Here is a 25,210-nt window from a genome sequence, read left to right on the forward strand (position 1 = left end):
GAATCTTGATTTCATATGAAACCGGGCTTCTTTTGGACATTACAAAAACTCCCATCATGGTAGAAGTAGAGTTTTGTTTTTTCTACTGTCTACTGTGATGGGAGCATATCACCGGGAGGGAGGCTGGAAAATTATCGAATTCAATCCATTCGCACGAATGAGGATGACCGCTATATTGGTTTGTTAAGTGTATACCATGGGTATCCCTCCGAAGATTCGATCTATCTCGAATTCCTATATATCCAGAGCGAGATCCAGAAGCAGGGATATGGACAAGAATTAATTCAGGCGTTGACTTGTCAATTTTCCGAACTTGGTTACAAGGAAATTCGAATCAACGTAGCGCTCAAAAATTGGCCTGCTTTACGCTTTTGGATCAAATCCGGATTCAATCAGGTCAGCGGAATTTATGGTGATCTTGAACATTCGGATGAAACCTTTGCCAATACAGAATTGATCAAAGCTCTCTGGAAAATATAGCCGATAAAGGGGAATATACCAATGGAAACATTCTTTCGTTATAACTGGATGGTGCGCGAGCAATGGTATGCGTGGTGTGAAGATGTATCGCATGAAGAATTGATTCGGCCACGCACAGGCGGAGTAGGCAACATATTACAAACGTTTTTTCATATCATTGATGTAGAGTGGAGCTGGCTTCAGTTACTTCAGGGCAAACCGGATGATGCAGAAGATTTTGCAAACTACCAGAATCTTGAGGCGGTAAGGCGATTGGATCACAAGTTACGTCCTGATGTGGAGGCATTTGTTACAGCTTGGGAGCCGAGTATGGAAAAAAGAGCTTATATTGATCATCGCTCAGCTGGCAAGGTCGGTACAGATTCATGGGGAGAAGTCATGCGACATGTGATCGCCCATGAGATTCACCATATGGGACAGCTGTCCGTATGGTCCAGAGAATTGGGCAAGCAGCCGGTATCCGCCAATGTCATTGGCAAAGGCCTGATTATACCTGACTAACAGAGAGAGCGCGGTATGGCATGAATGAACGGAGGAGAACGATGACCATTCAACTTAACCAGATAGATTGGATGCAACTGGATGGACGTGTCCAGCAGGTGATTGAACAGGAGCATCGGATCGTTCCTTTGGTACCTGGACTGGAAGCGAATGTGATGAGAATCGACTTTGGGGATCAGCGGTACGTATTGAAGGTATGGAACAAGGATTCAAAACCGGATATCGCCAAACAATATCGGTTATTATCTAAGCTTCATCAAAGTGGGATTCGTGTGTCTAAGCCCTACGGTTGGGGATTAGACGACCAACAGAATCAAGTGCTGTTAACAAGCTATGATGGCGAGCCGGTTACCCAATTAACGCAAGTTAAACTGACACGTTTGGCTGAACGATTAATGGAGGTCCATCGTTATCCTGTGAATGAAGTGGGAGCTGGAGAAGATGGAGAATACATATCCAGATATAATTTTGTTGAATACTTTTTTCCTCAAATTGAATTACATAAAGATATTCATGATCTTCTAGCAAACTTGATTCAGCTTGTTCAGATCAGACAGGACCATTTGATTCATGGAGATTATAATCTGGGAAATATTCTTGAGATGGACGACTATTACACCATTATCGATTGGACCAATGGGCAATACGGCGATCCGAGGTACGATATGGCATGGTCTGTTTTTCTGATCACCATCTATAATGGGGAAAGTAACGGCGAGATGTATCGCGCTCAATTTGCACGTTCTGCAAGTCATACGTACACGCTGGAAGAGGAGCGGGTTTTTGAAGCTGTAGCTTGTCTTCGCTGGATTCTGTTAACGCGCGTTGGAGATGTACCGATGGGGCCAAATGTAATGGAACGGGTTCACAGCATGGCTGTCCATAATCCATATTTGAATGAACACCTGCTGTGATTAGGAATAGTAAGACGACATTTTTGCAAATAAAATAAACAGCCTGTCCTAAACCAGCGTTCCTTGCATACCTATGGTAGTAGAGGAGCGTGATCGTTATGGAAGAGAAAGTGCAAACCTACTTTGAATTGAAGCAGCAGCAAAAAAATATTGAGCAACAGTTGTCTGTGCTACGAGATGAGATTGTCGCGTATTGCGCGGAACAAGGTGTCTATGAGACACAGGTTGGGAATTACACGGTGAAGACGGTGCTTCAGCAACGTAAAGAATACGATGATCAGAAGTTGTATGCTGCTCTGCCTGACCCAGATATCTGGCGATTGTTGTCCAAGGTGGACAGCCATAAGCTGAAAAGTCTGATCAAGCTTAACATTCTGTCCGAGGAGCAGGTTAACCCGGCATGTACACTGAAACAGGTAACTTTATTACAGGTCGACAAGCTATAACGCTTAATACCATTTCCAAACCTGAGTTGAATCAACGGAATATCACTATTACAAAGCACCTTCCATGAAAATAGTTCTGTTGCCCTGGGCAGTGGAACATGGGGGTGTTTTTGTTTTACGAACAGGGATAGGGACCAATAATAGTTAAATATGAGGGGAAAGATGTTTAATCTGTTCATGGTAAGCGCATTCATAAAGCGGTATGATGGATAAAAACAGGCAGGGAGGAATTGTAAATGTCATCAGAAATTCCATCACTACATGCTGCTTATGCCAACAAGTTCAAAATAGGTGCTGCTGTACATACCCGAATGTTGCAGTCCGAAGGGGAGTTTATCGCCAAGCACTTCAATAGCATCACCGCTGAAAATCAGATGAAATTCGAAGAAATTCACCCGGGGGAGGATCGTTATACATTTGAGGCAGCGGATCAAATTGTTGATTTTGCCGTCAGTAAAGGAATAGCTGTTCGCGGACATACACTGGTATGGCATAATCAAACATCGAAATGGGTCTTTGAGGATACCTCAGGTGCTCCCGCTTCCAGAGAACTGCTATTATCCCGCTTGAAGCAACATATTGATACGGTAGTAGGTCGGTATAAGGGGCAAATATATGCGTGGGATGTTGTCAATGAAGCTATTGAAGATAAGACCGACCTATTCATGCGGGATACGAAGTGGCTAGAGCTGGTGGGGGAAGATTACTTGCTGCAAGCGTTCAGTATGGCTCATGAGGCTGATCCGAATGCCCTGCTTTTCTATAATGACTACAATGAGACGGATCCGGTCAAACGGGAGAAGATCTACAATCTGGTTCGGTCTTTGCTGGATAAGGGAGCGCCTGTACACGGGATTGGTATGCAGGGGCATTGGAATATTCATGGTCCTTCGATTGAGGATATCCGAATGGCTATTGAGCGTTATGCTTCTCTGGATGTGCAGTTGCATGTTACCGAGCTGGACATGTCGGTGTTCCGTTATGAGGATCGTCGAACGGATCTCACTGCGCCCACTTCGGAAATGGCTGAGTTACAGGAGCGTCGATATGAAGAGATTTTCAATTTGTTCCGTGAATATCAATCCTCGATTACCTCTGTGACATTCTGGGGAGTGGCTGATAATTATACCTGGTTGGATCATTTCCCGGTACGTGGACGCAAAAATTGGCCTTTTGTTTTTGATCAACAGTTACAGCCAAAGGAATCATTCTGGCGTATAATTAAAGATAACGAAAGATGAAGATGTAGGGGTATCGAATCAAATTTCTGTCCGAAATGAGATGAGTATATGGATCGCATCCGCAATTACCTGATGATATTTGCAGGAAACTTGGTGGCGACCTACTTCATTTTTGAAGAGGGTACTCTCGCCAAGCCAATGATGTTTGCCACATTCATACTGTTACTGGTCATGCTGATCGATTACATGAAGAGCAGAAACAAATATTTATTGTAGTAGCATAGCTCCATGGTTTTAAGCGATCCTGTGACACACAGGGTCGTTTTTTTTATAAAATGAAAAATGAATGTTAGAATAACAGCAAGGAGGGCATGTTTTGCTACGGAATCGATTCAAACAGCGGGCTGAAGCCCTGACCTGAATCGGTAGGATTCACCCCCCAATGATTCGGACAACAGCTTCCATTTACATCATGACCATTGTTCATTACACTTGATTAGTAGTACCTCGTTAACTCAATTCAGATCATCAGGAGGATATCATTATGCATCAATCCGCACATATTCAGGAAGCAAGAGATTACATATTAAGCCGAATCCATATCAAGCCTGCCGTAGGCATGATTCTAGGTTCGGGGCTGGGAGCACTCGCGGACGAGATCGAGAATGCGACCGTTATTCCCTACACAGAAATTCCGTACTTTGCGCAATCCGAGGCCATCGGCCATGCCAATGAACTGGTCATTGGTCAACTGATGGGCAAAACGGTTGTAGCGATGAAGGGACGCCTTCACTATTATGAAGGTTTCACACTGGATGAAGTGACGTTCCCAGTTCGCATCATGAAGGCACTGGGTGTTGAACAATTACTCATCACGAATGCCTGCGGAGCGATCAACACAAGCTTTGAGCCGGGCCAACTGATGCTCATTACAGATCATATTAACCTCGTAGGCAATAACCCGTTGATGGGACCGAATAACGCTGAATTGGGAGTACGCTTCCCTGATGTGTCCCAGGTGTACAATCGCGAACTGCGCAGCATCGCTCTGAAGGTTGCAGAAGAGCAGAACGTTGGCCTGCAGCAAGGTGTCTATGCGTGGTGGAGTGGTCCGGCATATGAGACACCAGCCGAGATTCGCATGATTCGTACGATGGGTGCGGATGCTGTAGGTATGTCCACGGTACCTGAAGCCATTGTCGCCATTCATGGCGGGATGAAGGTGCTGGGTATTTCCTGTCTGACGAACATGGCCTGTGGCATTCTGGATCAGCCGTTAAGTCATGATGAAGTCATTGAAGTGGCTGCCCAAGTGAAAACAACCTTTATCGGGCTGGTAAAAGGCATCCTGAAAGAGATCTAATCGCGAGATGATTTTTATCTAGGCCGCGATGGATAGGATAGAGTTTTCATCCAACCAAATCGAAACCACCAAAAAACGTATGCTTCACGAGCTGTTACTCGTGAGACATACGTTTTTTTTATTTTGCAGAACTATGAACCATCTGAGAATGATCGGCCATAATTGCTGGCGTGGACTCTCTGATGATGGGTTTGGTCACTATATGCGAGACCTGATAGGGCTGTGTCGGGTTTTTAATTCGGGATAATAGCATCTCTGCAGCCTTAATGCCCATTTCATTGCTGTAAATATGAACCGTCGTTAGCGGAGGTTCAATAATTCGCGATTGGGGTGCATTATCGAATCCGCATATCGCCACATCTTGTGGAACAGCAACATTTCTGGCTTTCAAAGCCCGCATCAGATCGACCGCAATAAAATCATTAGCACATACGTAAGCGGAAGGTAGGGATGCCATCTCTGCCACTCGCTGGTTCAACCATCCTGGCTTGGAGAAGAACAAGCGATCATTATCTACGATACAATGGGACAGGTCGATCTGCAAGCCCGCTTCCAGCATAGCACGGTGATATCCAGTCCATCGCTCATTAAAGCTCTTGCAGTGATTGTAATCTCCGGCAAATCCGATACTTGTGTAGCCGCTCTCAATTAACTTTTTGGTTAACTGATAGATGCTATGTTCATTCTCCATAAGTAACAAATCCGCTTGGAATTCGGGATAACATATGTTGGAAGCGCAGTCGATAAAGATCGTTGGGATGCCGAGATCAGTAATAAGCTGAGTGTATTCCAGATCAAATAATTCAATACAAATGATAGCGTCGACTTTGGCAATATCAAAATTATTGGGCAGTGTAAGCGCATCTTGATCGTCTTCACGTACGATATGAATCGAGAGATTGTATCCCTCCGCACTAATTCTTTTCTCCAACCCACTAATCAGCAATGATCCAAAGTGAGATGTACTAGGCAAGTTTTCAGTTAACAAGGCAATATTGCTTGGAGCCTTGGTTAGAACATGCTCATTTTCCATATAGGCGAATTGTTTATATTTAAGTTCAATTGCTTTTTTAATTACACGGTTTCTAGTCTCATCCGGAATGTTTCCGCTATCGTTCAATGCTTTGGAAGCCGTATTCCTGGAGATCCCCAAAGCATCAGCGATGTCTTGTATCGTGACTTTTTCCTTTGCCATCTAATACCTCACCTCTAATTAATCAATAGTCATCCATATTCTTCTCTACGTCAAATGTATAATAGAACGGGATAAATAGCAATCTTAATTTTACAAATGCACAATTCTGTTTACATTCTGAAATGAGTACCCTGTTTTTGGTTTTATTCATAAGGTTCTTTTTTCATTAGTAATAATGATAGACCAATTACGGTGATAATGTGGGGATTTCTGGGTTTAATTTATAAAATCAATACTATCTATATGCAACTTCAGTAATGTGAAGTCACATTGATGCACAGAAATATATTTCAAATGCACAAATTATTTTTACAAAACATATTGACTAAATCCTTTGAAACCTGATAAATTGTAAATTATTAAATAGGCAATTGTAAAAATTGAAAGCCCTTACTGAAAACAATTGTCAACTTCAAGAATGAAACGGGGGTAGCATGTTGGATAACATAGCAGACAGCAAAAAGGGCAGAGGAAGGGTACTTAAAGTGAGGACGACCAGCGGTCATAAGTTGCAGCAACTCAAAAAGAATTACTTTTTATATATGTTGCTTGCACCCGCCTTAATCTTGACTCTTATCTTCAAGTACATCCCAATGTACGGAGCCATCATTGCATTTAAGGATTTCAGCCCGATCAAAGGCATCATGGGCAGTGATTGGGTAGGTCTGAAGCATTTTGAGAAATTTATAGCTTCACCCAATTTCGATATCATTTTAATGAATACGCTTAAACTCAGCTTTTTGGGATTGATATTCAGTTTCCCGGTGCCCATTATATTGGCACTCATGCTGAATCAAGTACGTAAAGCTGGCATCAAGAAAAATATTCAACTGTTTCTGTACGCACCAAACTTCATATCCGTTGTTGTCGTTGTGGGAATGCTGTTCATCTTCCTCTCACCGACAGGGCCAATTAATCAATTAGCCACATGGATTACAGGTCAGCCGATCATGTTCATGTCTGAACCGGAATATTTCCGCTGGATCTACATCTTGTCCGATATCTGGACCGGAGCGGGTTGGGCTTCCATCATATACGTCGCGGCATTGGCCAATGTTGATCCAGAGCTTCACAATGCAGCCAATCTGGATGGAGCGAACCTCCTTCAACGTATTCGGCACATCGACCTTCCAACCATTCGTCCGATTATGGCTATCGTCTTTATCCTGGCAGCTGGTGGCATTATGTCCATTGGATTTGAGAAGGCCTATCTGATGCAGACATCCATGAATCTGCCTTCCTCTGAGATCATTGCCACGTATGTCTACAAGGTGGGACTGCAATCGGGAGATTACGCTTATTCAGCGGCAGTGGGATTGTTCAACTCGGTTATCAATGTGATTCTGCTGGTGACGGTGAATCTGATCGTGAAGAAATTGAATGAAGGCGAAGGCCTCTACTAGGAAAGGAGTATTACCCATGGTTGTTAAACATACGGGAATGGATCGATTGATTCTCACACTCAATGCCATCTTTCTCACCTGCGCTGTACTGGTTGTCGTTGTTCCCTTGATTTACATTGTTATCGCCTCATTCATGGACCCCACAGTGCTATTGAACCGTGGACTATCCTTCAATGTATCCGACTGGAGTCTGGACGGTTATCAGATGATATTATCCAATCCAGCCATGATCCGAGGTTTTGCGAATGCGGTATTGTACTCGGTTTCCTTTGCACTGATCACCGTGACCATTTCCATATTTGCAGGCTATGCATTGTCAGATGATAGGCTAGCGGGACGCGGATTTTTCATGATTATCTTTATCATTACGATGTTCTTCGGCGGGGGATTAATTCCTACGTATCTACTCATACGTAATCTCGGCATGTTGGATACGGTGTGGGCGATCATCATTCCTGGAGCCGTCAATGTCTGGAACATTATTCTCTCCAGAACCTTTTTCAAAGGAGTCCCTCGGGAACTGAAAGAAGCTGCAAATGTGGATGGCGCCTCCGAGATGAAGATTTTCTTCCAGATCGTCATTCCGTTGTCGAAACCGATCATTTTTGTACTCGCACTCTATGCTTTCGTTGGGCAATGGAATTCCTATTTTGATGCAATGATCTATCTCGATAATCCAAACCTGCATCCGTTACAGCTCGTTCTGCGTTCCATTCTGATTCAGAATCAGGCTGCTCCGGGCATGATCAGTGATCAGCTTGCGATGGCAGAACTGAAACGGCTCTCCGAGATGATTAAATACTCAGCGATTGTCATTTCGAGTCTGCCACTCATCATTATGTACCCGTTCTTCCAGAAGTATTTCGAAAAAGGTGTCATGGTCGGTTCTCTCAAATAGTGAACAGCCTGCGATACAGCAAGTTCGGTCCAATCCAACTCATGGAGGTCATGATTATGAAAAAAGTGAATAAGTCCAGAAAAGCCGTTACAACGGCGTCCATTTCCATGCTGTCTGCGGTGCTCCTTCTAACTGCTTGTGGAGGGGGTGGAGGCGGAGCAGCAAGTGAAGCGCAATCACCTGATGGTAAAGTGACATTGAATTTTATCACACAGAGTTCCCCTCTGGCTCCTGCTGATCCGAACGACAAGCTGATCAACAAGCGGCTCGAAGAGAAAACCAATGTGCATATCAACTGGAAAAACTATACGAGTGACGTGTTTGCGGAAAAAAGGAATCTGGCGGTAGCCAGCGGTGATTTACCGGATGCCATTTTTGATGCAGGTTACGGGGATTATGATCTCCTGAAACTGGCGAAGGACGGGGCGATCATTCCACTTGAGGACATGATTGAACAACACATGCCCAATCTGAAAAAGGTGCTGGAGGAAGCTCCCGAATACAAGAGCATGATCACTGCACCGGACGGACATATATATTCTTTCCCATGGATTGAAGAACTCGGCAGTGGCAAACAACGCATTCAGTCGGTGGATAACTTGCCCTGGATTAATGTGGAATGGCTGAACAAGCTCGGGCTGGAGATGCCGAAGACAACCGAGGAATTAAAAGAAGTACTGATCGCGTTCAAAACTCAAGACCCGAACGGTAATGGCAAGGCTGACGAAATTCCGCTTTCTTTCATTAACAAGCCGGGCGGAGAAGATCTGACATTTCTTTTTGCGGCATTTGGACTCGGGGAGAACTGGGATCATACCGTGGTAACCAATGATGGGAAAGTGGTCTTCACGGCAGCTGATGAAGGCTACAAGGAAGCGGTTAAATACATTCATGAGTTGGTTCAGGAAGGCCTCGTGGATGTCGAATCGTACCAGCAGGATTGGAACACGTATCTTGCGAAAGGCAAGGATAATAAGTACGGCATGTACTTCACATGGGATAAGGCTAACATTACAGGCATGAATGATACGTATGATGTTCTGCCTCCGGTTGCCGGGCCTAACGGAGAGGTCAATGTCACAAGAACAAACGGAATAGGACTTGATCGTGGTCGCATGGTCATTACCAGCAGCAATAAAAACCTGGAATCCACAGCCAAGTGGGTAGACCAATTGTACGATCCGCTTCAATCCGTACAGAACAACTGGGGTACCTATGGAGATGAGAGTCAGCAAAATATTTTTGAATTCGATGAAGCCAAGGGGATGCTGAAGCATCTTCCACTGGAAGGCTCTGCACCTGTGGAACTTAGACAAAAAACCAGTATCGCAGGACCATTGGCCATTCTCGACAGTTATTATGACAAATACACAACCAAACCGGAAGATGCGGCTTGGCGGATGGAACTTCTCGACAAGGTTATGGTTCCGCATATGAAAGCGGAGAACGTATATCCAAGTGTGTTCTTCTCCATTGATGAACTGGATCGATTGTCCACGATTCAGACCGATCTCTTCGCCTACGTGTTACGTCTGCGTACAGAATGGTATCAGAACGGGAAAATAGATCAGGAATGGGATGCTTACTTGAAAGAGCTGGATCGCCTTGGGTTGCAAGAATGGCTGCAGATTAAACAAGCGGGATATGACCGTAATAACAAATAAAGAAAAGTACGGAGGAGAAACCATAATGTCGACAATTCTTAAACAAGATTACAGAAATGAATACCATTTTTCACCGAAAGAGAAGTGGATGAACGACCCGAACGGCATGGTGTTTTTCAATGGGGAGTATCACTTGTTCTATCAGCATCACCCACATGGAACCACATGGGGCCCCATGCATTGGGGCCATGCAGTGAGCAGGGACCTGATCTCCTGGGAGGAACTTCCGATAGCCTTACTCCCCGATGAGAATGGCACTATATTCTCGGGAAGTGCCGTAGTGGATTGGAATAATACGACCGGATTCTTTGAGGATGAGCCAGGATTGGTTGCTATTTTCACCCACCATCTTGAAGTTAAAAACCAAGATGCCATACAAACCCAGAGTCTGGCGTATAGCAAAGACAGCGGCAGAACTTGGACTAAATACGAGGGTAATCCGGTATTAAAGCATGAGTCCTTTGTCGATTTCCGTGATCCCAAAGTGTTCTGGCATGAGCAGACCAAGGAGTGGATTATGATTATCGCTTGTGGTCAGACGGTATGTCTGTATCGTTCTCCCAATCTGAAGGATTGGACGCTAGGTAGTGAATTCGGCGCCGGGATTGGTTCACACGATGGCGTGTGGGAATGCCCCGACCTGTTCCCCCTTGCAGTGGATGGAGATTCAGGGCAGGAGAAATGGGTGATGCTTGTTAGCATCGGTGCAGATCCTGCTTTTATTGAAGGCTCCAGAACACAATATTTTACCGGAGATTTTGATGGAACTACATTTGTCCCAGACGAGGCATCCCATACGGTTCGCTGGATTGATTATGGTCGGGATAACTACGCAGGAGTTAGTTGGTCTGACGTTCCTGAGGAAGATGGAAGACGCCTCATTATCGGCTGGATGAGCAACTGGATGTATGCCAACCAGACGCCAACCAATAATTACCGTGGAGCGATGACCATTGCCCGGGAGTTGACACTGGAGACAAGAGCGGGAGAAGTTATATTGATTCAACGTCCTGCACGTGAACTTGAGCAAGCCCGTAAGCCAGTATTGTCCCTACAGGATGCTTCAATTCAGCAAGTGAGTGAGCAGTTGAACGCTTTGCAACTAGTGAACTATGAGATCCATGCAGAGTGGGCTCAGGATCAGTCGTTCCACTTTGCGCTAAGAAGCGGCGCAGATCACGAGACGGTCGTTGGCGTAGACTCGACCCGAAGTGAAGTATATGTTGATCGTAGTCGATCGGGCATCGGCCATTTTCATGAACTTTTCCTGAGCCGTCATACAGCTGAGTTAAAAGAGGTGAATGGGAATCAACGGTTGCGTATCTTCGTAGATCATTCATCTGTGGAGGTATTTGCAAATGATGGTCAGGCCGTTATTACGGATCTGATCTATCCGGATGCGGATTGCCAGGGCATCTCTGTTCATGCCGAAAATACGGATCTGGCATTCTCTTCACTTCATATCTATGAAATATCACCGACCAATGCTAAAGGTCAATTGTAATGAAGGGAAGGAGTGCAGAACGATGCGTATTGGAGCCGTTGAAGCAGGCGGAACAAAGTTTGTATGTGGTGTAGGTAATGAGCATGGACAGATTGAAGACCGGATCAGTTTTCCAACAGAGCATCCTGAGACAACACTTGCCAAGGTGATCGACTATTTCAAGGATAAAGGTGTGGAAGCAATCGGGATAGGCTCTTTTGGTCCGATTGATCTGCAACCGGATAGTCCCACTTATGGGTATATTACGACCACGCCTAAGCCTGGTTGGGAAAACTGTAATGTGATTGGAACCTTGAAGCATGAATTTCCGGTTCCTTTTGGATGGGATACGGATGTGAATGCTGCCGCGCTCGGTGAAGTGACGTGGGGAGCGGCGCAAGGACTGGATAACTGTGTATATTACACGATTGGCACAGGCGTTGGTGTTGGACTCGTGGCAGGGGGCCAACGAGTACACGGATTGTTACATCCCGAGGGTGGACATATTCGCACAAGACGCCATCCGGATGATCACTTTGCCGGATTATGCCCGTATCATGGTGATTGCCTAGAGGGGATGGCTGCAGGACCAGCCATAGAAGCACGGTGGCAGATCCCTGGCAGTGAACTGCCGGCAGATCATCCAGCGTGGGAGATTGAATCCTTTTACATTGCGGAGTCGATTACAACTGCCATTCTGCTTCATTCGCCGCAGAAGATCATCTTGGGCGGTGGTGTGATGCAGCAAGATCATCTGTTTCCTATGATCCGGGAGCGGGTAGTGCGGAATCTCAATGGTTATGTGAATGCAGCTTCAATTACGCAACATATCGATCAATATATTGTCCAGCCCGGATTGGGCCAGCATGCAGGCCTGTGTGGTGCACTCGCTTTGGGTCTGGAAGCATTGCAACAAGCAGCACAAGCTTCACATGCTTCGTAGTTCTCTAAAATAATATACATCCCAGAAGGGACGGTTGCGGGTTCGCTTATTGGTATAAGCCAAACGACGCACTGTCCTTTTTGGGCTTTTTTATTTTTTTGAAGAGTTAAGTAGTTTGAAAATATAGTACGTTCTAAAATTCGATGTTGCTCAAGTGAGCTGCCAAAGGTATGATTTTTAGTGTCCTATCTCTATCGTGCGATAAGACATTCCAAATTTAAATTTAACGTGTCTCAAAATGAAAGGAATCCAACCAATGAACCAAATAACAATGCGTCAAGCTGTACAGACAGACCAAGAGCAACTGGCCGATTTGCGAGCGTTGGTTTTATACGATGATTTAACCAGACTGGGAAGGTACGATGATGTGAAGGTACGTGAACGTTTCCGAAATACATTCGACCCTGCCGACACACATATTATTGAAGTGGAGGGTTCAATGGTAGGTTGTGTCGCCTTGAAGCCCAAGTCTGAGGCATTTCTATTGGAACATTTCTACATACATCCCGATTATCAGGGACAGAAAATAGGAACTCAGGTACTGAAATTGCTGCTGGAACAGGATGAAGTTCAGGGGAAACGGGTTATTTTAAATGTGTTGCAGGGAAGTCCTGCTCGCCGATTGTATGAACGATTTGGATTTATATTGGACAGTGAAGATGAGGTCGATGTGTTTATGTCGGTCCAAGTGTAGTAATTTTTACTGTACATCTATATAAGTTGAACTATTCTTTTACACAGAAACGGAGAGGGCAGAAAAAAACTGGAAAAGCGAAGCGTTCGCCTGAAAGCTTTCTGAAAGAAAGCTACGTCGTAAGCATAGGCTTATCAGCGGATTTTACCCTTGAGAAAAGGGAATCAAAAAAATCTGGGGATAACAGCGCGATTGGATATAATAGACCCATTCATTTAATTCTTGAATGGGTCTATTGAACTTTTCTATTATACTTTCCAGTGGTCGTACTCTAATATGGATAATAACCTACTTTTTATATAGGAATTATATAGTATGGAGAAGCCAAGATGCCACAATGGAAACGAAATCTGTATATTCTGTGGTTCGGCCTGTTTTTTAATCATATGGCGTACTCACTATCCGTTCCGTTCTTTCCTATTTTCCTGCAAAATGATCTTGGTATCCATACCGGTCTGGAAGCCTGGTCGGGTATCTCCATCTCCATCAGCTTTCTGATCAGTGGATTATGCGCACCCTTCTGGGGATCGCTGGCTGATCGATATGGCAGCAAATTGATGCTGGTCCGTTCAGGCGTTGGGCTAGGCATTGCGCATCTGGCTAATTTCTTTGTTTACGATCCGTATACGTTTATCGCGGTAAGGGTCTTTCAGGGACTCATGGCTGGTTTTCATCCCGCCTCAATTACACTGATCGGCACCAATACTCCGGAGAAACATGTGGGTTATGCACTTGGCGTGATCTCCACGGCCAGCGCCGCGGGTGGGATACTGGGTCCTCTTGCCGGAGGGGTGCTGAGTCACTGGATCGGACTGCGGGGATGCTTCGTTGCATCGGCTGTGATTACGTTGCTCGCGGCTCTGATGGTTCTGGGTGTGAAAGAGTCACGGCTTACTCGTACGGTGGTTCCAACAAGGATCATGGGGGATTTGAAGAGAGCCGCTTCTACTCCCGGCTTGATGCGAATCTACGGTCTGATTTTGCTGGTTTCAACGTCAGTGCTCATTATCGAACCGGTGCTTACACTCTATGTCGTACAGATTGGCGGAGATATCGGCAGTGCAACACTTAGTGCTGGTATCGTCTTCTCAGCCATTGGTGTGGCAACAGTTATTATGGGGCCGCGTTGGGGGAAGATTGGTGGCAGGATCGGATACGAGAAAACATTGTATATTGGACTGATTGGTGGTGGAATTGGCAGTCTGCTGCAGATGACAGCAACGAATCTGATTTATTTTGGCAGCCTGCGATTTGTCTATGGTCTGTTCTTTGCCGCGGTTTATCCGGCGCTCAATGCGCTGATCATCAAGTATGCTGATCACGATTTTCGTGGGAGGGCTGTCAGTCTGAGTCAGACCGCGAGTCAGTTCGGCATTGTGCTGGGACCGTTAATCGGCGGTTTTCTTGGTGGATGGATCGGCATTCCGTTTATTTTTCTATTTACAGGGATTGTACTCCTGGGAGCGGCTTGGGCAGTCCGCGTAAGTGATGTGAAACAGTCGGGTAAACCGGGTTTGCGTATGACAGTAGACTCTGGCGGAACACATATGAAGAAGTGAACGTTCACAATGAAATAGGGAGGAATATATATATGTCACAACGACGATTGAAACTGGGAGCCAATCTGAACGGCGTAGGGAACAGCATTTCCTTTTGGCGTCACCCCGACATTCCCGTTAACGCGAGTGTTAGTCTGGAATTCTACCAGAAGCAGGCACGTATCGCGGAGAAAGGGAAGTTCGATCTGCTTTTTATTGCAGATGGTCTCTTCATTAACGAGAAGTCCAATCCTCATTTTCTCAATCGCTTTGAACCTCTGACGCTTCTGTCCGCACTCGCCGGGGTAACTTCTCACATTGGGTTGGTTGCTACATTGTCTACTTCATATAGTGAACCCTTCACGGTTGCGCGGCAATTTGCCTCACTGGATCAATTAAGCGGTGGGAGGGCCGGGTGGAATGTGGTCACTTCACCTCTGGAAGGCTCGGCACTGAACTTCGGCAAAGGCGAACATCCGAACCATGCTCTGCGCTACGAAATTGCGGAAGAACATCTGAATGTGGTCAAAGGCCTGTGGGATTCCTGGGAGGACGATGCCTTTATCGGAGATAAGGAGCAGGGCGTATTCTTCGATTCTGCGAAGATGCATACGCTGAATCACAAGGGGGCGCACTTCTCCGTACAGGGTCCGCTTAATGTGGGACGTTCGAAGCAGGGTCATCCGGTGATTTTCCAGGCGGGTTCATCCGAATCTGGTAAAGATCTGGCTGCCCGATCGGCCGATGCCGTGTACACAGGACATGAGACGCTGGAGGAAGCAAGGGAGTTCTACCGGGATGTGAAGGCAAGAGCGGTGGCATATGGACGTCAGGCAGAGGATATTCTGATCTTCCCAGGCATCGGCCCCATTGTGGGTAGAACAGCGGAAGAGGCTGAGCGGAAGTATCAGGAGATTGCTGAATTGGTCAGCATTGACCAAGCGCTGAATTATCTGGGACGTTACTTCGATCATTATGATTTCTCCCAGTTCCCGCTGGACGAACCTTTTCCCGAGATAGGGGAGATCGGCAGCAACAGCTTCCGCAGTACAACAGATAAGATTAAGCAGCAGGCACGGGAACAGGGGCTGACCCTGCGCCAAGTAGCGTTGCTGGCATCGACTCCACGCACATCGTTTATTGGTACACCGAATCAGATCGCAGATCAGATTCAGGAGTGGTATGAAGGCGAAGCGGCAGACGGATTCAATGTTCGTACCGTGGTGCCCAATGGACTGGAAGATTTCGTGGAACTGGTTGTCCCGGTTCTGCAAGAACGAGGGCTGTTCCGAACTGAATATGAACAGGATACGCTCCGTGGTAATCTGGGTCTTGAAATTCCGCGTAATCGATATACGTTAGAGCGTGTGAGATAGATATATTTTAAATGAGAGCCTTATAAAATAAAACAAAACGGTAATCACATCCATGGATTGGACATGATTACCGTTTTTCTGATGCAGAGCATTTCTGAGCATACTCCACTCAGAAGAAGATATCTTAAAATGCCTGAAACGCGGCCCAGATGGCTACGATCATGTAAGCTATACCGCCAATTTTGCACATGAGGTAATAAAATTCGCTAGGTTCGGGATCTTTTAACCATATCCAGCGGAGGGAGAGCAGGAATTGAAACTTTTGAAACTTTGGATAATAGAAGCTGCACCATCCATAGATGAGTCCGGCAAGCGCAATGAACAGGAGAACAGGTGTACCTGGCGTATGATGATATTCCGGATAGGCAGCGGTCACGAGCGTGGCAGGTGTATACTGCTCTTCGTCATCCTCCATGACTCGTTGGCTGTCTACATACATGTTGACCGGAGAAAGCATCTTCCCGGTTTCATCGTAACTTAATAATTGCTCGGATTGTTGTTCCACTGTATATTGGTGGTCGTTAGGGTATACCACGTTATACGTTGCAATAGGGTTGGAGGCGATATGGGTAATGACATAGTTCTGCTGATCGATGCTGACGTACGCTTCTGCTGATTGACGGTGATCTGAATGGGGTCTGCTGTACCGCTCTCATACGTAATTTGATTACCTTGCTCGTGATCGTAAGTGTACTTATGCTGATCTACATAGAATATAGGTTCTGTGAAATACGGCTTGGATAATATCCCGAAAAGTAAGGACACGACGACAACGCATACCAGAAAAACAAGGGTAGGGACATGTTTATTGGGTATGGAGTTCATCTTTTTGATTACCAATCCCTTCCTTAATTAGATGTTCATTTTAATACGTGAAAGTTGGACATAAGTTGTAGCTGCTTGCACTAGTGTTATCAAGAATGGGACATTATGGTTTCTTTTTGAGAGAGTACTGTTATTATAAAATTATGCCCTGTTCAAGCCAGAGTGTTGGTTAAGGGGACAAGAAAGTGTTGGACAATCTGTAATTCCAGACGAGTCACAGGAGGAGATTGGGATGATTAGAGGGTTAACAAATGCGGGATTGGGAAACATGGAGTCTGATGAACAATATATCACAGATGCGGCCAAGCACGGATTCGGATCTGTAGATTTGAATCCGCTCTCATTGATTCAAACCTATGGCAAGGAACAGGCACAACATCTGCTAGAGAATAATCAGGTGATCATCGGTTCATCGGGTCTGACGGTGGAGTGGCGGACGACAGATGAACAATTCCGTGAGGGATTGCAATCGTTGGTCGCTATGGCAGAAGCTTCTGCTTCGCTGGACTGTTACAGCTGTTGCACGTATATTTTACCCTCAACGGATCAACCGGCAGCGCAATTTATGGCGGCGGCTACGAAACGCTTGAGACTTTGCGCAGATATCTTGGACGCTTACGGGATTAAGTTGGGTCTGGAGTTTGTGGGCTGCCATCACTTGCGAACGCAATGGAAGAATCCGTTTATCTGGCGTGTGGAGGATACGCTGGACTGGATCGAGACGATCCATGCGCCTAACGTAGGTTTATTGGTGGATTCCTATCACTGGCATACGAATGGTCTACCGATGGAAGATCTGTTGAAGCTGAAGAAAGAACAGGTTGTTCATGTTCATATTAATGATGCCTATGATCTGCCCGTTGAAGAATTGCTGGATTATGAGCGTTTGTATCCCGGCGAAGGGGTCATTGATCTGGGTGGATTTCTGAGAAATCTGCAGGCGATTGGTTACAATGGTGTGGTGGCTCAGGAGGTACTGGCTCCAGCGCCGACCCTAAGTTCGAGTGAAATATTGGCTAAGTCGAAAGCAGGTTTCGACAATGTATTTGCCACAATCTAAGTTACTGAAAAATAGAGGGGGTGTTCCTAGCTGTGTTTATGGCTTATGGAACACCCCCTGTTCTTTTTCGATTAATCCAGCAAGCCGTGATCTTTCATCAGTTGTGTCGTAACGATCCACAGTCTGTTTTGCATGGCCTCATCTCCGCCAGGATGTATAGGAACAATAGATGCCCCAGTTCCCACATTGAAATATCCTCCCGAAACCTCGCCATACTTCGGTTCCACAGCCAACCGAGTAATGATATCCGCACCCCGGCGCGGGTCGCCGATGTGCAAAAAGGTTAACATGCGTTCAAGCATACTTGCAAACCATAGCTCTCGTCCAAGACCCGTAACATTAAAGCCAGGGTTCAAGGCATTTACGCGAATTCCAGTTCCGCGCCATTGTCTGGCGAGTTCACCAGTAAACATAATATTGAGCAGTTTGGTTTTGCCATAGATTGGAGAGGAACCGCGTGCAGTAAAAGGAGTGATATCCCTTAAGTCATCTGGCAACACCAGTGTGCCATGATTCCGCGAAGCTTCAGATGCAACATTGACGACTCGGGCATGGCCGGATTGAATCAGGGAAGACTGCAAGGTGTGCGTTAACAGCCAAGGTGCCAAATAATTCACGGCAATCATCTCAGCATATCCTTCGGACGTGACTCGCTGTTCAAAAGCATGAAGTCCGGCATTATTCAAAAGTACGTCTATACGCGGATAAGCGGCTGCAATCTCTAACCCAATACGTTTTACATCACTCAGTAAGGACAAGTCTCCATAGAAAAATTCGATTTTGGCAGAAGGCATGGTTTTCTTGATTTTGTACCTGGTAGCCTCAGCGCGTTCCTTGCTTCGGGCTGTGAGTATAAGATGTGCCCCGCGTTTGGCGAGGTCCATGGCAGCAAGCTGCCCTAAACCGCTTGTTGCTCCGGTAATTACAATAATGGGATGTTTAGTTTTCATAAGAAGATCTCCTTTTGACACGAATAGATTCGAAAATATATAATGGACATAAATCAACTATAAATATTAATTGATATTTGTCAACTATATTTCTGGAAGCCTACTTTCATGTATCGAGGAGAGGGAGTTAACAATAATGAGTGAAAATCCAGTCAAAACCAAAGATAGAGCAACCTTGGAGCTAGCGCTGGGTGAGCAGATTCATGCACTGATCAGTGCTTCGCATGCGCTTAACGTTCGATCTGCCGAGCGTTTTGATGCGGACCTGCAACCTGCCGCTTTTCACCTGGTTCGGTGGCTGTACTCCTATGGCCCAACAAGCGCCGCAGCTTTGGCAGAAGCGACTGCAATGGACCGCAGCTCGGTCAGCCGATTAATCAAACAACTCGAAAAGTCGGGATATGTTAGCAAAGAGCCAGACCCCGAAGATCGGCGCGGGGTGTTACTATCTCTTACGGAACTTGGTCAACAATCGACGGTTGGTGCGCTCAAGGAGAAGGAGTCAGCTTTTTATGACCGTATATCCAGATGGGATGATAAGGAACTGGAGCGTTTCACCGTCTTGCTAAGGCAGTTTAATGGATTGGATGGTAAGTGAGAGCTTCTATAGTGTGGATTTTATTTTCGATAAGCGAACCATAGGACATGTCACCATTGAGCGAGGTAGACTACAAATTCATAGCAAAAGCGGACATCTGGTGATGTCCGCTCGTGAAGTTCCCAGATCATTTTATAGTTTCCAGGGAAGCTGTGGGATTTTATATCGGAAACCCTGATGGTTTCCTTTTCTCACATATATCCAAGGTGGTGGGACAGGGGTGCCTAGTGCTTTATACAAGACCGTTCCTTCATCGCTTGCGGAATATTCTTCGATACTACTTTGGATATCCTCCCAATGAACCTTACCTTGGTAAGACAGTGTCTGCCCTTGAACGATAACATGAGGTGCACCTGATATGATTCTCTGTGTTATGTTGAGAACGCCAACCTTTCCTGAGGACAACATCATCAATTCGCTCATGAAAAGTATGATAATCAAAATGACTATGCTCACAATCCATCGCTTTTTTCTCATTTTGTGACCTCCACTACCTAGGGAATCATTTCCTCGTAGTTAATGTCTTTTAATGACATAATCTCGTCAGAGATGGTATTGATTTTGACTGAATAGGGCCTAATAGCTTGCAGGAATTCATGAATGATTTTCTTGCGATCCTTATTAAAGACGGCAGATGTTATGTGATTCTCTTTTAATACGTTATCGTTCATTATGACTTGTTTAGAATAACTAACTGAATTACTATAATCGATTAGATGCGTAACCCCCGAGAATTTGCCACTAGTTAATGTACCTTTGGAGAATTCGGATGGTTTAATCCCAATATATTTTTCAGAAGAACCGTGTTTCTTTTTATAATTGATAATCGTGTCAAAAAAGTCCTTATCCCCGGTTAACTTTTCGTTGAAATAATCATTTTTGAGAGCAATCGTAGTCGTATGATCGGTATATCCTAGTGAGACAGTATCTGAAGAGTGGATTGCGTAATATCCCTGAGACATCTTGCCCTGATTGAATGTTCCATCGTTAATGGTGTTGATGTAGCTGCCAAGTATAGGGTGAACCTTGCCATCAGAAGAAGTAAGATACTGTACTTCTAACCATTGCGTAATTTCTTTTCCTTTACCATGATATGTATCATTAATCCACGATCCGGTGTAGGTTTTTATAGTGAATTCACCTGTTCCATGGCCCATATTAGATTCATCGTAATCCTCAAAGGGGACACCTCCACCTTTAACTAATGTATATGTATACTTGCCTTTTCCTTGCCGCGTACCACTCACCCAATCTCCAGAGTAAACTTCAGTTTCTCCCCATCTCGCGGTTCCTTTACCATGAGGTTTCCCGTTTAAAACTTCACCATAGTACGTCGCTCCATCTGACAATTTCAAGATTACTTTCTTCGATGCTGCTTCTGTTGGAGTAGAGCTTGATAATAGTACAATGATAATGATGATCGTTAATCCAAAACCTAGATAGAATCTTTTCAAAAGTGTGCAACTCCTTCAATGAATAATAATCTTTGCGTTGTTAGCCATCTTCAACATTATCGGTTTATGTATCGTATTTTTCCAGTTTAAATATAAAGTGGAGATAGGTTTAATTTCACAAACAACTCGTCCCCAGTTCACAAAAGTAAAGATGTAAATGCTGAAGCAAAATCCCGCTCAACCCAAAGTACCTGCGGCTTCATGGCATATTATGTCTGTAGTTCGTGGGTACTTTTTTTATACTCAGCGTATACGTGACCCTGATCTTTTTACAAAACCCACTATTTACTCCGCTTCATCATTTCTCCTACGCTAGTTCTCCTCCTAATGATCCACAGCAGTGGTGGAACTTTCCTGAATCGTGAACAATCTCTGAATTTTGTATCGCCTCCTATTTGCTGCGTTATCCCTAGATTCACTCCCCCAATATGGAGCAGTACAGAGCATGACTCTGTTAGAAAAAGCTTGAGAAACCTTTAACGGAATATGAAAGAATGCAGGTATATGTAAAATTTTAAATACATGCTTTCAGGCCGTTGACCCTGCCCCCAAAAGTCTCTTATATTTACTCCCGACACAACAACTCAGAACGGGTGGTGGGATGATTTTGTTCAATAATAAAGGCAAGAAAATGCTCGCTATGCTTACACTTATACCCTTGGCTACAGGGATGGTCATGGGAGCGTTCCCTGTTGCGATAACGTATGCAGATGCGGAGGATAACACATCGATCAATAGCTCGGCAACAGGTTCTTGGCAAACGGGCGATTTGCATGTACATACGTTTGAATCCGATGATGCACAGGTTTCACTGGAGAACGTGCTCGACGCGGGTTTAACGAAATATGGGCTGGACTGGATCGCGCTTACGGATCATTTGCGGTTATCCAAGCGAGATCACAACGGGAACGACATTTCGGGTGGACCAATACCCATGTCCCAAGGAATGAATGAATATCAGGTACCACAGATCAAGGCACTTCAGGATGCAGGCAAATACGCAGGTAAAACGATCTTTTCCGGTTTCGAATGGGACATGCCGACACATGAACACGTTGGGGTCGGCATTCTCACGGATGAGCCGAACTCAACCGAAGCGCTGAACGCAGCCAAGGAATTCGAATACCGTTTCACGAATCGCGCAGCGAACCTGTTTAATGCGGCAGATGTAACGAAATGGGATCAGAACGGAGGGCGTGCGTACACGAATCATGAGGATGCGCTAACCGCCATCAACTGGCTCGCAACGAACTATCCAACGACAAGTTATGCGATGATCAACCATCCTTCACGCGGCAAAAACAAATATACCATCGCGGACTTCCGTGATTTCAACGATCTGGCTCCACAAGTGGTATTTGGTATCGAAGGCATGCTGGGTAACCAGATGGAACCGGATCGTGGAGGGTACAACACAAGCTACAATGTAGCTAATCCGACCGCTGATGATGGATACAAATACCGCACATACGGCGGTGTAGACTATATGGTCGCCAAGGTTGGCGGACTATGGGATGCATTGCTTGGAGAAGGACGTCACTTCTGGAACTATGGCAATTCGGATTACCACTTCAAGACGATTGGCACGAATTCCAGTGGTTATTTTCCGGGCGAATATGCCAAGACTTATTCCTGGATTGAGGGTACAGGTATGCAGGCTGTTCTGGATGGACTGCGTTCGGGGAAATCATTTTCCGTATTCGGTGATCTGATCAACGCACTGGACTTCACAGCATCTGGAGCGGGTGCTCAGGTTGAGATGGGCGGAGACCTTCATGTGACCCAAGGCGATGAAGTAGAGCTGAAGATCCGCTTCAAGAGTCCGACCACGAGCAACAATTATGAAAAACCAATCAACAGTGGCACGTCAGCTGGACAAGTACCCGTGGTGGATCACGTCGATCTCATCGCTGGGGATGTGACAGCCAAGGCCCAGAAGGGTACAGCCGCATATAACAAAGACACCAACGACACTACCAAAGTGCTGGCTACCTTCACGTCCAACGATTGGACGACAGACGCCGAAGGTTATAATGTCATCACAACCAAGATCAAAGCCACAGACCAGGACAAGTATTTCCGCCTGCGCGGTACGAATCTGGGCATGAACGTGACAGGTGAGACTGTAAATGGTGAACCACAGCTTGATCCGAAGATTACAACAGCTGATGCAACGACCCGTTTTAATCAAATTAACGATAGCAACTATCGCGATCTGTGGTTCTACTCCAACCCAATCTTCATGAGTGCTACACCTTACAGTGATGCACAGGCGGTAACCGATACGCTTCAAGCAATCGATCTGGGTGATCTGAGCGCGGTCCATTCCGATCTTATCCTTCCTGTTGAAGGGAAACACGGGGCAACCATTAGTTGGTCCAGCTCCAAGCCGGAACTAATGAATAACGAGGGCAAGCTGGTAACGCAACCGGACAATAATGAACGATTGGAACTGACAGCAACCGTGCAGCGTGGCACGGAGTCTCAACCCAAAACGTTCACTGTCATTGTGGAAGGCACGAATAATCAGGTGCTGGTGTTAAAAAGCAACATGACTACCGCTGACGGCCAGCCGTATCACACGGATACATGGACGAACCAGTCCGTAACGGTCAGTGTAACCAGCGCAGTATACGCGCCTGCTACTTCCGCGATCATCGAGTTGTCTCGTGATGGAGGGCAGACGTACGAACTATATACAGAGAATACACCTTTGGAGATAACGGAGCCGGGAGAGCACAACCTTTTATTCCGAGCAACAGATGATCTGGAACAAACGTATACTTTACCTCTGGTTATTAAAATAGACCGTGAGATTCCCGTTATCACCCTGCAAGGTAGCAGCCAGATGACGCTGAAGGTGGGAGACACATACAACGAGCCTGGAGCACAGGCTTCTGATAATGTCGGCATCCTTGGTTCCGTGCAGGTGGATGGCACGGTGAACACACAAGCAGCAGGGATCTACACCCTTCGGTATAACGTAAAGGATATCGCTCGTAATGAAGCTCAGGAAGTTATCCGTACCGTTACTGTACAAGCCCGCTCAGACAATGGTGGGGGAGGTTCAGGTGGAGGTAATGGAGGCAACTCTGGTGGGAGTTCTGGAGGAAGTACACCAAGTGTGCCAACAACGCCTACCGTTCCAACCACACCAACCAACCCGGAAACGGGGTCAGACTCATCCACTGAAGTGAAGGTTGAGGTGGAAGCGAATCAGCCGGTCCAAACGGGTCTGAAAGACATCGTGCAATTTAATGTTCCATCGGGAGCCATTGGTTCCAAGGATACATTGCAAGTGTCTGTTGTTGACAAAGAGAAGTTGCAGAATGCAGCTTCCTTGAATGTACTTAGACAAGCTGTAAAAATCAGCCGCAGTGGCGGAAGAACGTTGAATGATCAGGCGGAGTTGATCCTGAATGTGGATTCGGAAGATCTGCCTGATGGCACCCAACCTGCAATCTACTATTATAATGAAGCTCGTCAGAGCTGGGTATTTATCGGTGGCAAGATGAATGCAGCAGGAAGCATAACGGCCAATGTTAATCATCTGGGTACATTCGTTGTATCCAGTTACACACCGGTGAATCTGTCTGACCTGAATGGACACTGGGCTTCCGACTACGCAGATCGTTTGTTGGGCATGAACGTGATTCAAGGTTACACAGATGGTACGTTCCAACCATCGAAGAAGATCACACGTGCTGAGTTTGTTACGTTGCTCAGTAAGGCGCTGGCATTGAAATCAGTGGAGTCAGATCTGACATTTGCAGATCAAGGCAGTATGCCAGACTGGGCGAAAGGTGATATTGCCGCAGCCGTGCAAGCCGGAATTGTGAACGGCTACGGTGATAACACATTTAAGCCCGATCGGACGATTACGCGTGCCGAGATGGCTGTCATGATGGCAAATGCACTGAAAGTAAGTTCAGATGCACAAGCCGGAGTGTCTGACAATACATCCGTCAAACCAAGTTTCACCGATGCATCGCAGACACCATCTTGGGCACAAGAATCACTGGATGTAGCGGTGCAGGCCAAGATTGTGAGTGGATATACAGACCATACGGTTCGTGTAGGAAGTGAAACGACACGAGCGGAAGCAGCGACGATGATCTACAACTTGTTGCTCGCCATGTACGTGTAAGAAGTAACGAAGAGAATTAACCGCATATAAAGCAGATATAAAGTAGATATAAAGCAGATAAAAAAAAACTGATATCCTTTTGGGTATCAGTTTTTTT

General features: G+C 45.7%; 22 protein-coding genes. 18 read left to right on the plus strand and 4 right to left on the minus strand.

Features of this window, described 5'->3' with window-relative positions:
- Positions 1 to 147 precede the first annotated feature (147 nt).
- The 7 genes from WFI24_RS26765 (at position 148) to WFI24_RS26795 (ending at position 4,885) form a co-directional block, all read left to right on the plus strand.
- Positions 148 to 480 (plus strand): GNAT family N-acetyltransferase, encoded by a 333-nt coding sequence (locus WFI24_RS26765; RefSeq protein ID WP_336765133.1) that lies wholly within the window; start codon positions 148 to 150, stop codon positions 478 to 480.
- A gap of 21 nt (positions 481 to 501) precedes the next feature.
- A complete protein-coding gene (locus WFI24_RS26770; protein WP_336765007.1) occupies positions 502 to 981 on the plus strand; it encodes a DinB family protein in 480 nt (159 codons plus the stop codon).
- A gap of 41 nt (positions 982 to 1,022) precedes the next feature.
- Complete coding sequence (locus tag WFI24_RS26775; protein WP_336765008.1) at positions 1,023 to 1,895, plus strand: aminoglycoside phosphotransferase family protein; 873 nt, start codon at positions 1,023 to 1,025, stop codon at positions 1,893 to 1,895.
- A 98-nt stretch (positions 1,896 to 1,993) separates the two neighbouring features.
- Entirely contained in the window at positions 1,994 to 2,341 is a 348-nt protein-coding gene (locus WFI24_RS26780) for a hypothetical protein (RefSeq protein WP_336765009.1), read from the plus strand.
- 236 nt (positions 2,342 to 2,577) lie between these two features.
- Positions 2,578 to 3,582 (plus strand): endo-1,4-beta-xylanase, encoded by a 1,005-nt coding sequence (locus WFI24_RS26785; RefSeq protein WP_336765010.1) that lies wholly within the window; start codon positions 2,578 to 2,580, stop codon positions 3,580 to 3,582.
- A 48-nt stretch (positions 3,583 to 3,630) separates the two neighbouring features.
- The gene (locus WFI24_RS26790; protein WP_336765011.1) at positions 3,631 to 3,798 is read left to right on the plus strand and encodes a hypothetical protein; all 168 of its coding nucleotides are present in this window, start codon (positions 3,631 to 3,633) and stop codon (positions 3,796 to 3,798) included.
- A gap of 268 nt (positions 3,799 to 4,066) precedes the next feature.
- The gene (locus WFI24_RS26795; RefSeq protein ID WP_336765012.1) at positions 4,067 to 4,885 is read left to right on the plus strand and encodes a purine-nucleoside phosphorylase; all 819 of its coding nucleotides are present in this window, start codon (positions 4,067 to 4,069) and stop codon (positions 4,883 to 4,885) included.
- A gap of 118 nt (positions 4,886 to 5,003) precedes the next feature.
- Here the strand turns inward: WFI24_RS26795 and WFI24_RS26800 are convergent, their stop codons facing one another.
- Positions 5,004 to 6,080 (minus strand): LacI family DNA-binding transcriptional regulator, encoded by a 1,077-nt coding sequence (locus WFI24_RS26800; RefSeq protein ID WP_336765013.1) that lies wholly within the window; start codon positions 6,078 to 6,080, stop codon positions 5,004 to 5,006.
- A 542-nt stretch (positions 6,081 to 6,622) separates the two neighbouring features.
- Between WFI24_RS26800 and WFI24_RS26805 the strand changes: the two genes are divergently transcribed.
- From WFI24_RS26805 to WFI24_RS26840, 8 genes are all read left to right on the plus strand, one after another.
- Complete coding sequence (locus WFI24_RS26805) at positions 6,623 to 7,483, plus strand: ABC transporter permease (RefSeq protein ID WP_336765134.1); 861 nt, start codon at positions 6,623 to 6,625, stop codon at positions 7,481 to 7,483.
- A gap of 16 nt (positions 7,484 to 7,499) precedes the next feature.
- A complete protein-coding gene (locus tag WFI24_RS26810; RefSeq protein WP_336765014.1) occupies positions 7,500 to 8,381 on the plus strand; it encodes a carbohydrate ABC transporter permease in 882 nt (293 codons plus the stop codon).
- Between the two features lie 56 nt (positions 8,382 to 8,437).
- On the plus strand, positions 8,438 to 10,045 hold the full coding sequence (locus WFI24_RS26815) for an ABC transporter substrate-binding protein (protein ID WP_336765015.1): 1,608 nt from the start codon (positions 8,438 to 8,440) through the stop codon (positions 10,043 to 10,045).
- A gap of 25 nt (positions 10,046 to 10,070) precedes the next feature.
- The gene (locus WFI24_RS26820; protein ID WP_336765016.1) at positions 10,071 to 11,549 is read left to right on the plus strand and encodes a glycoside hydrolase family 32 protein; all 1,479 of its coding nucleotides are present in this window, start codon (positions 10,071 to 10,073) and stop codon (positions 11,547 to 11,549) included.
- Between the two features lie 22 nt (positions 11,550 to 11,571).
- A complete protein-coding gene (locus tag WFI24_RS26825) occupies positions 11,572 to 12,471 on the plus strand; it encodes an ROK family protein (RefSeq protein ID WP_336765017.1) in 900 nt (299 codons plus the stop codon).
- Between the two features lie 256 nt (positions 12,472 to 12,727).
- Positions 12,728 to 13,165, plus strand: coding sequence for a GNAT family N-acetyltransferase (locus WFI24_RS26830; protein WP_336765018.1), 438 nt, complete (start codon positions 12,728 to 12,730; stop codon positions 13,163 to 13,165).
- Positions 13,166 to 13,494: 329 nt separating this feature from the next.
- On the plus strand, positions 13,495 to 14,724 hold the full coding sequence (locus tag WFI24_RS26835) for an MFS transporter (RefSeq protein WP_336765019.1): 1,230 nt from the start codon (positions 13,495 to 13,497) through the stop codon (positions 14,722 to 14,724).
- Between the two features lie 32 nt (positions 14,725 to 14,756).
- Complete coding sequence (locus tag WFI24_RS26840; protein ID WP_336765020.1) at positions 14,757 to 16,079, plus strand: LLM class flavin-dependent oxidoreductase; 1,323 nt, start codon at positions 14,757 to 14,759, stop codon at positions 16,077 to 16,079.
- A 124-nt stretch (positions 16,080 to 16,203) separates the two neighbouring features.
- Here the strand turns inward: WFI24_RS26840 and WFI24_RS26845 are convergent, their stop codons facing one another.
- A complete protein-coding gene (locus WFI24_RS26845) occupies positions 16,204 to 16,584 on the minus strand; it encodes a DUF6199 family natural product biosynthesis protein (protein WP_336765021.1) in 381 nt (126 codons plus the stop codon).
- Positions 16,585 to 17,136: 552 nt separating this feature from the next.
- Here WFI24_RS26845 and WFI24_RS26850 point away from each other — a divergent pair.
- Positions 17,137 to 17,964 (plus strand): sugar phosphate isomerase/epimerase family protein, encoded by an 828-nt coding sequence (locus WFI24_RS26850; RefSeq protein WP_336765022.1) that lies wholly within the window; start codon positions 17,137 to 17,139, stop codon positions 17,962 to 17,964.
- A gap of 71 nt (positions 17,965 to 18,035) precedes the next feature.
- Here the strand turns inward: WFI24_RS26850 and WFI24_RS26855 are convergent, their stop codons facing one another.
- Positions 18,036 to 18,914, minus strand: a complete 879-nt coding sequence (locus WFI24_RS26855; protein WP_336765023.1) for an SDR family NAD(P)-dependent oxidoreductase — start codon at positions 18,912 to 18,914, stop codon at positions 18,036 to 18,038.
- Positions 18,915 to 19,050: 136 nt separating this feature from the next.
- Here WFI24_RS26855 and WFI24_RS26860 point away from each other — a divergent pair, with 136 nt between their 5' ends.
- Positions 19,051 to 19,512 (plus strand): MarR family winged helix-turn-helix transcriptional regulator, encoded by a 462-nt coding sequence (locus WFI24_RS26860; RefSeq protein WP_336765024.1) that lies wholly within the window; start codon positions 19,051 to 19,053, stop codon positions 19,510 to 19,512.
- Between the two features lie 494 nt (positions 19,513 to 20,006).
- On the opposite strand, the gene WFI24_RS26865 is transcribed toward WFI24_RS26860, so the two are convergent.
- The gene (locus tag WFI24_RS26865) at positions 20,007 to 20,966 is read right to left on the minus strand and encodes a hypothetical protein (protein ID WP_336765025.1); all 960 of its coding nucleotides are present in this window, start codon (positions 20,964 to 20,966) and stop codon (positions 20,007 to 20,009) included.
- 607 nt (positions 20,967 to 21,573) lie between these two features.
- Here WFI24_RS26865 and WFI24_RS26870 point away from each other — a divergent pair.
- On the plus strand, positions 21,574 to 25,113 hold the full coding sequence (locus WFI24_RS26870) for an S-layer homology domain-containing protein (protein WP_336765026.1): 3,540 nt from the start codon (positions 21,574 to 21,576) through the stop codon (positions 25,111 to 25,113).
- Positions 25,114 to 25,210 lie beyond the last annotated feature (97 nt).

The sequence above is a fragment of the Paenibacillus sp. USHLN196 genome, assembly GCF_037144955.1.
Taxonomy (GTDB): domain Bacteria; phylum Bacillota; class Bacilli; order Paenibacillales; family Paenibacillaceae; genus Paenibacillus; species Paenibacillus xylanexedens_C.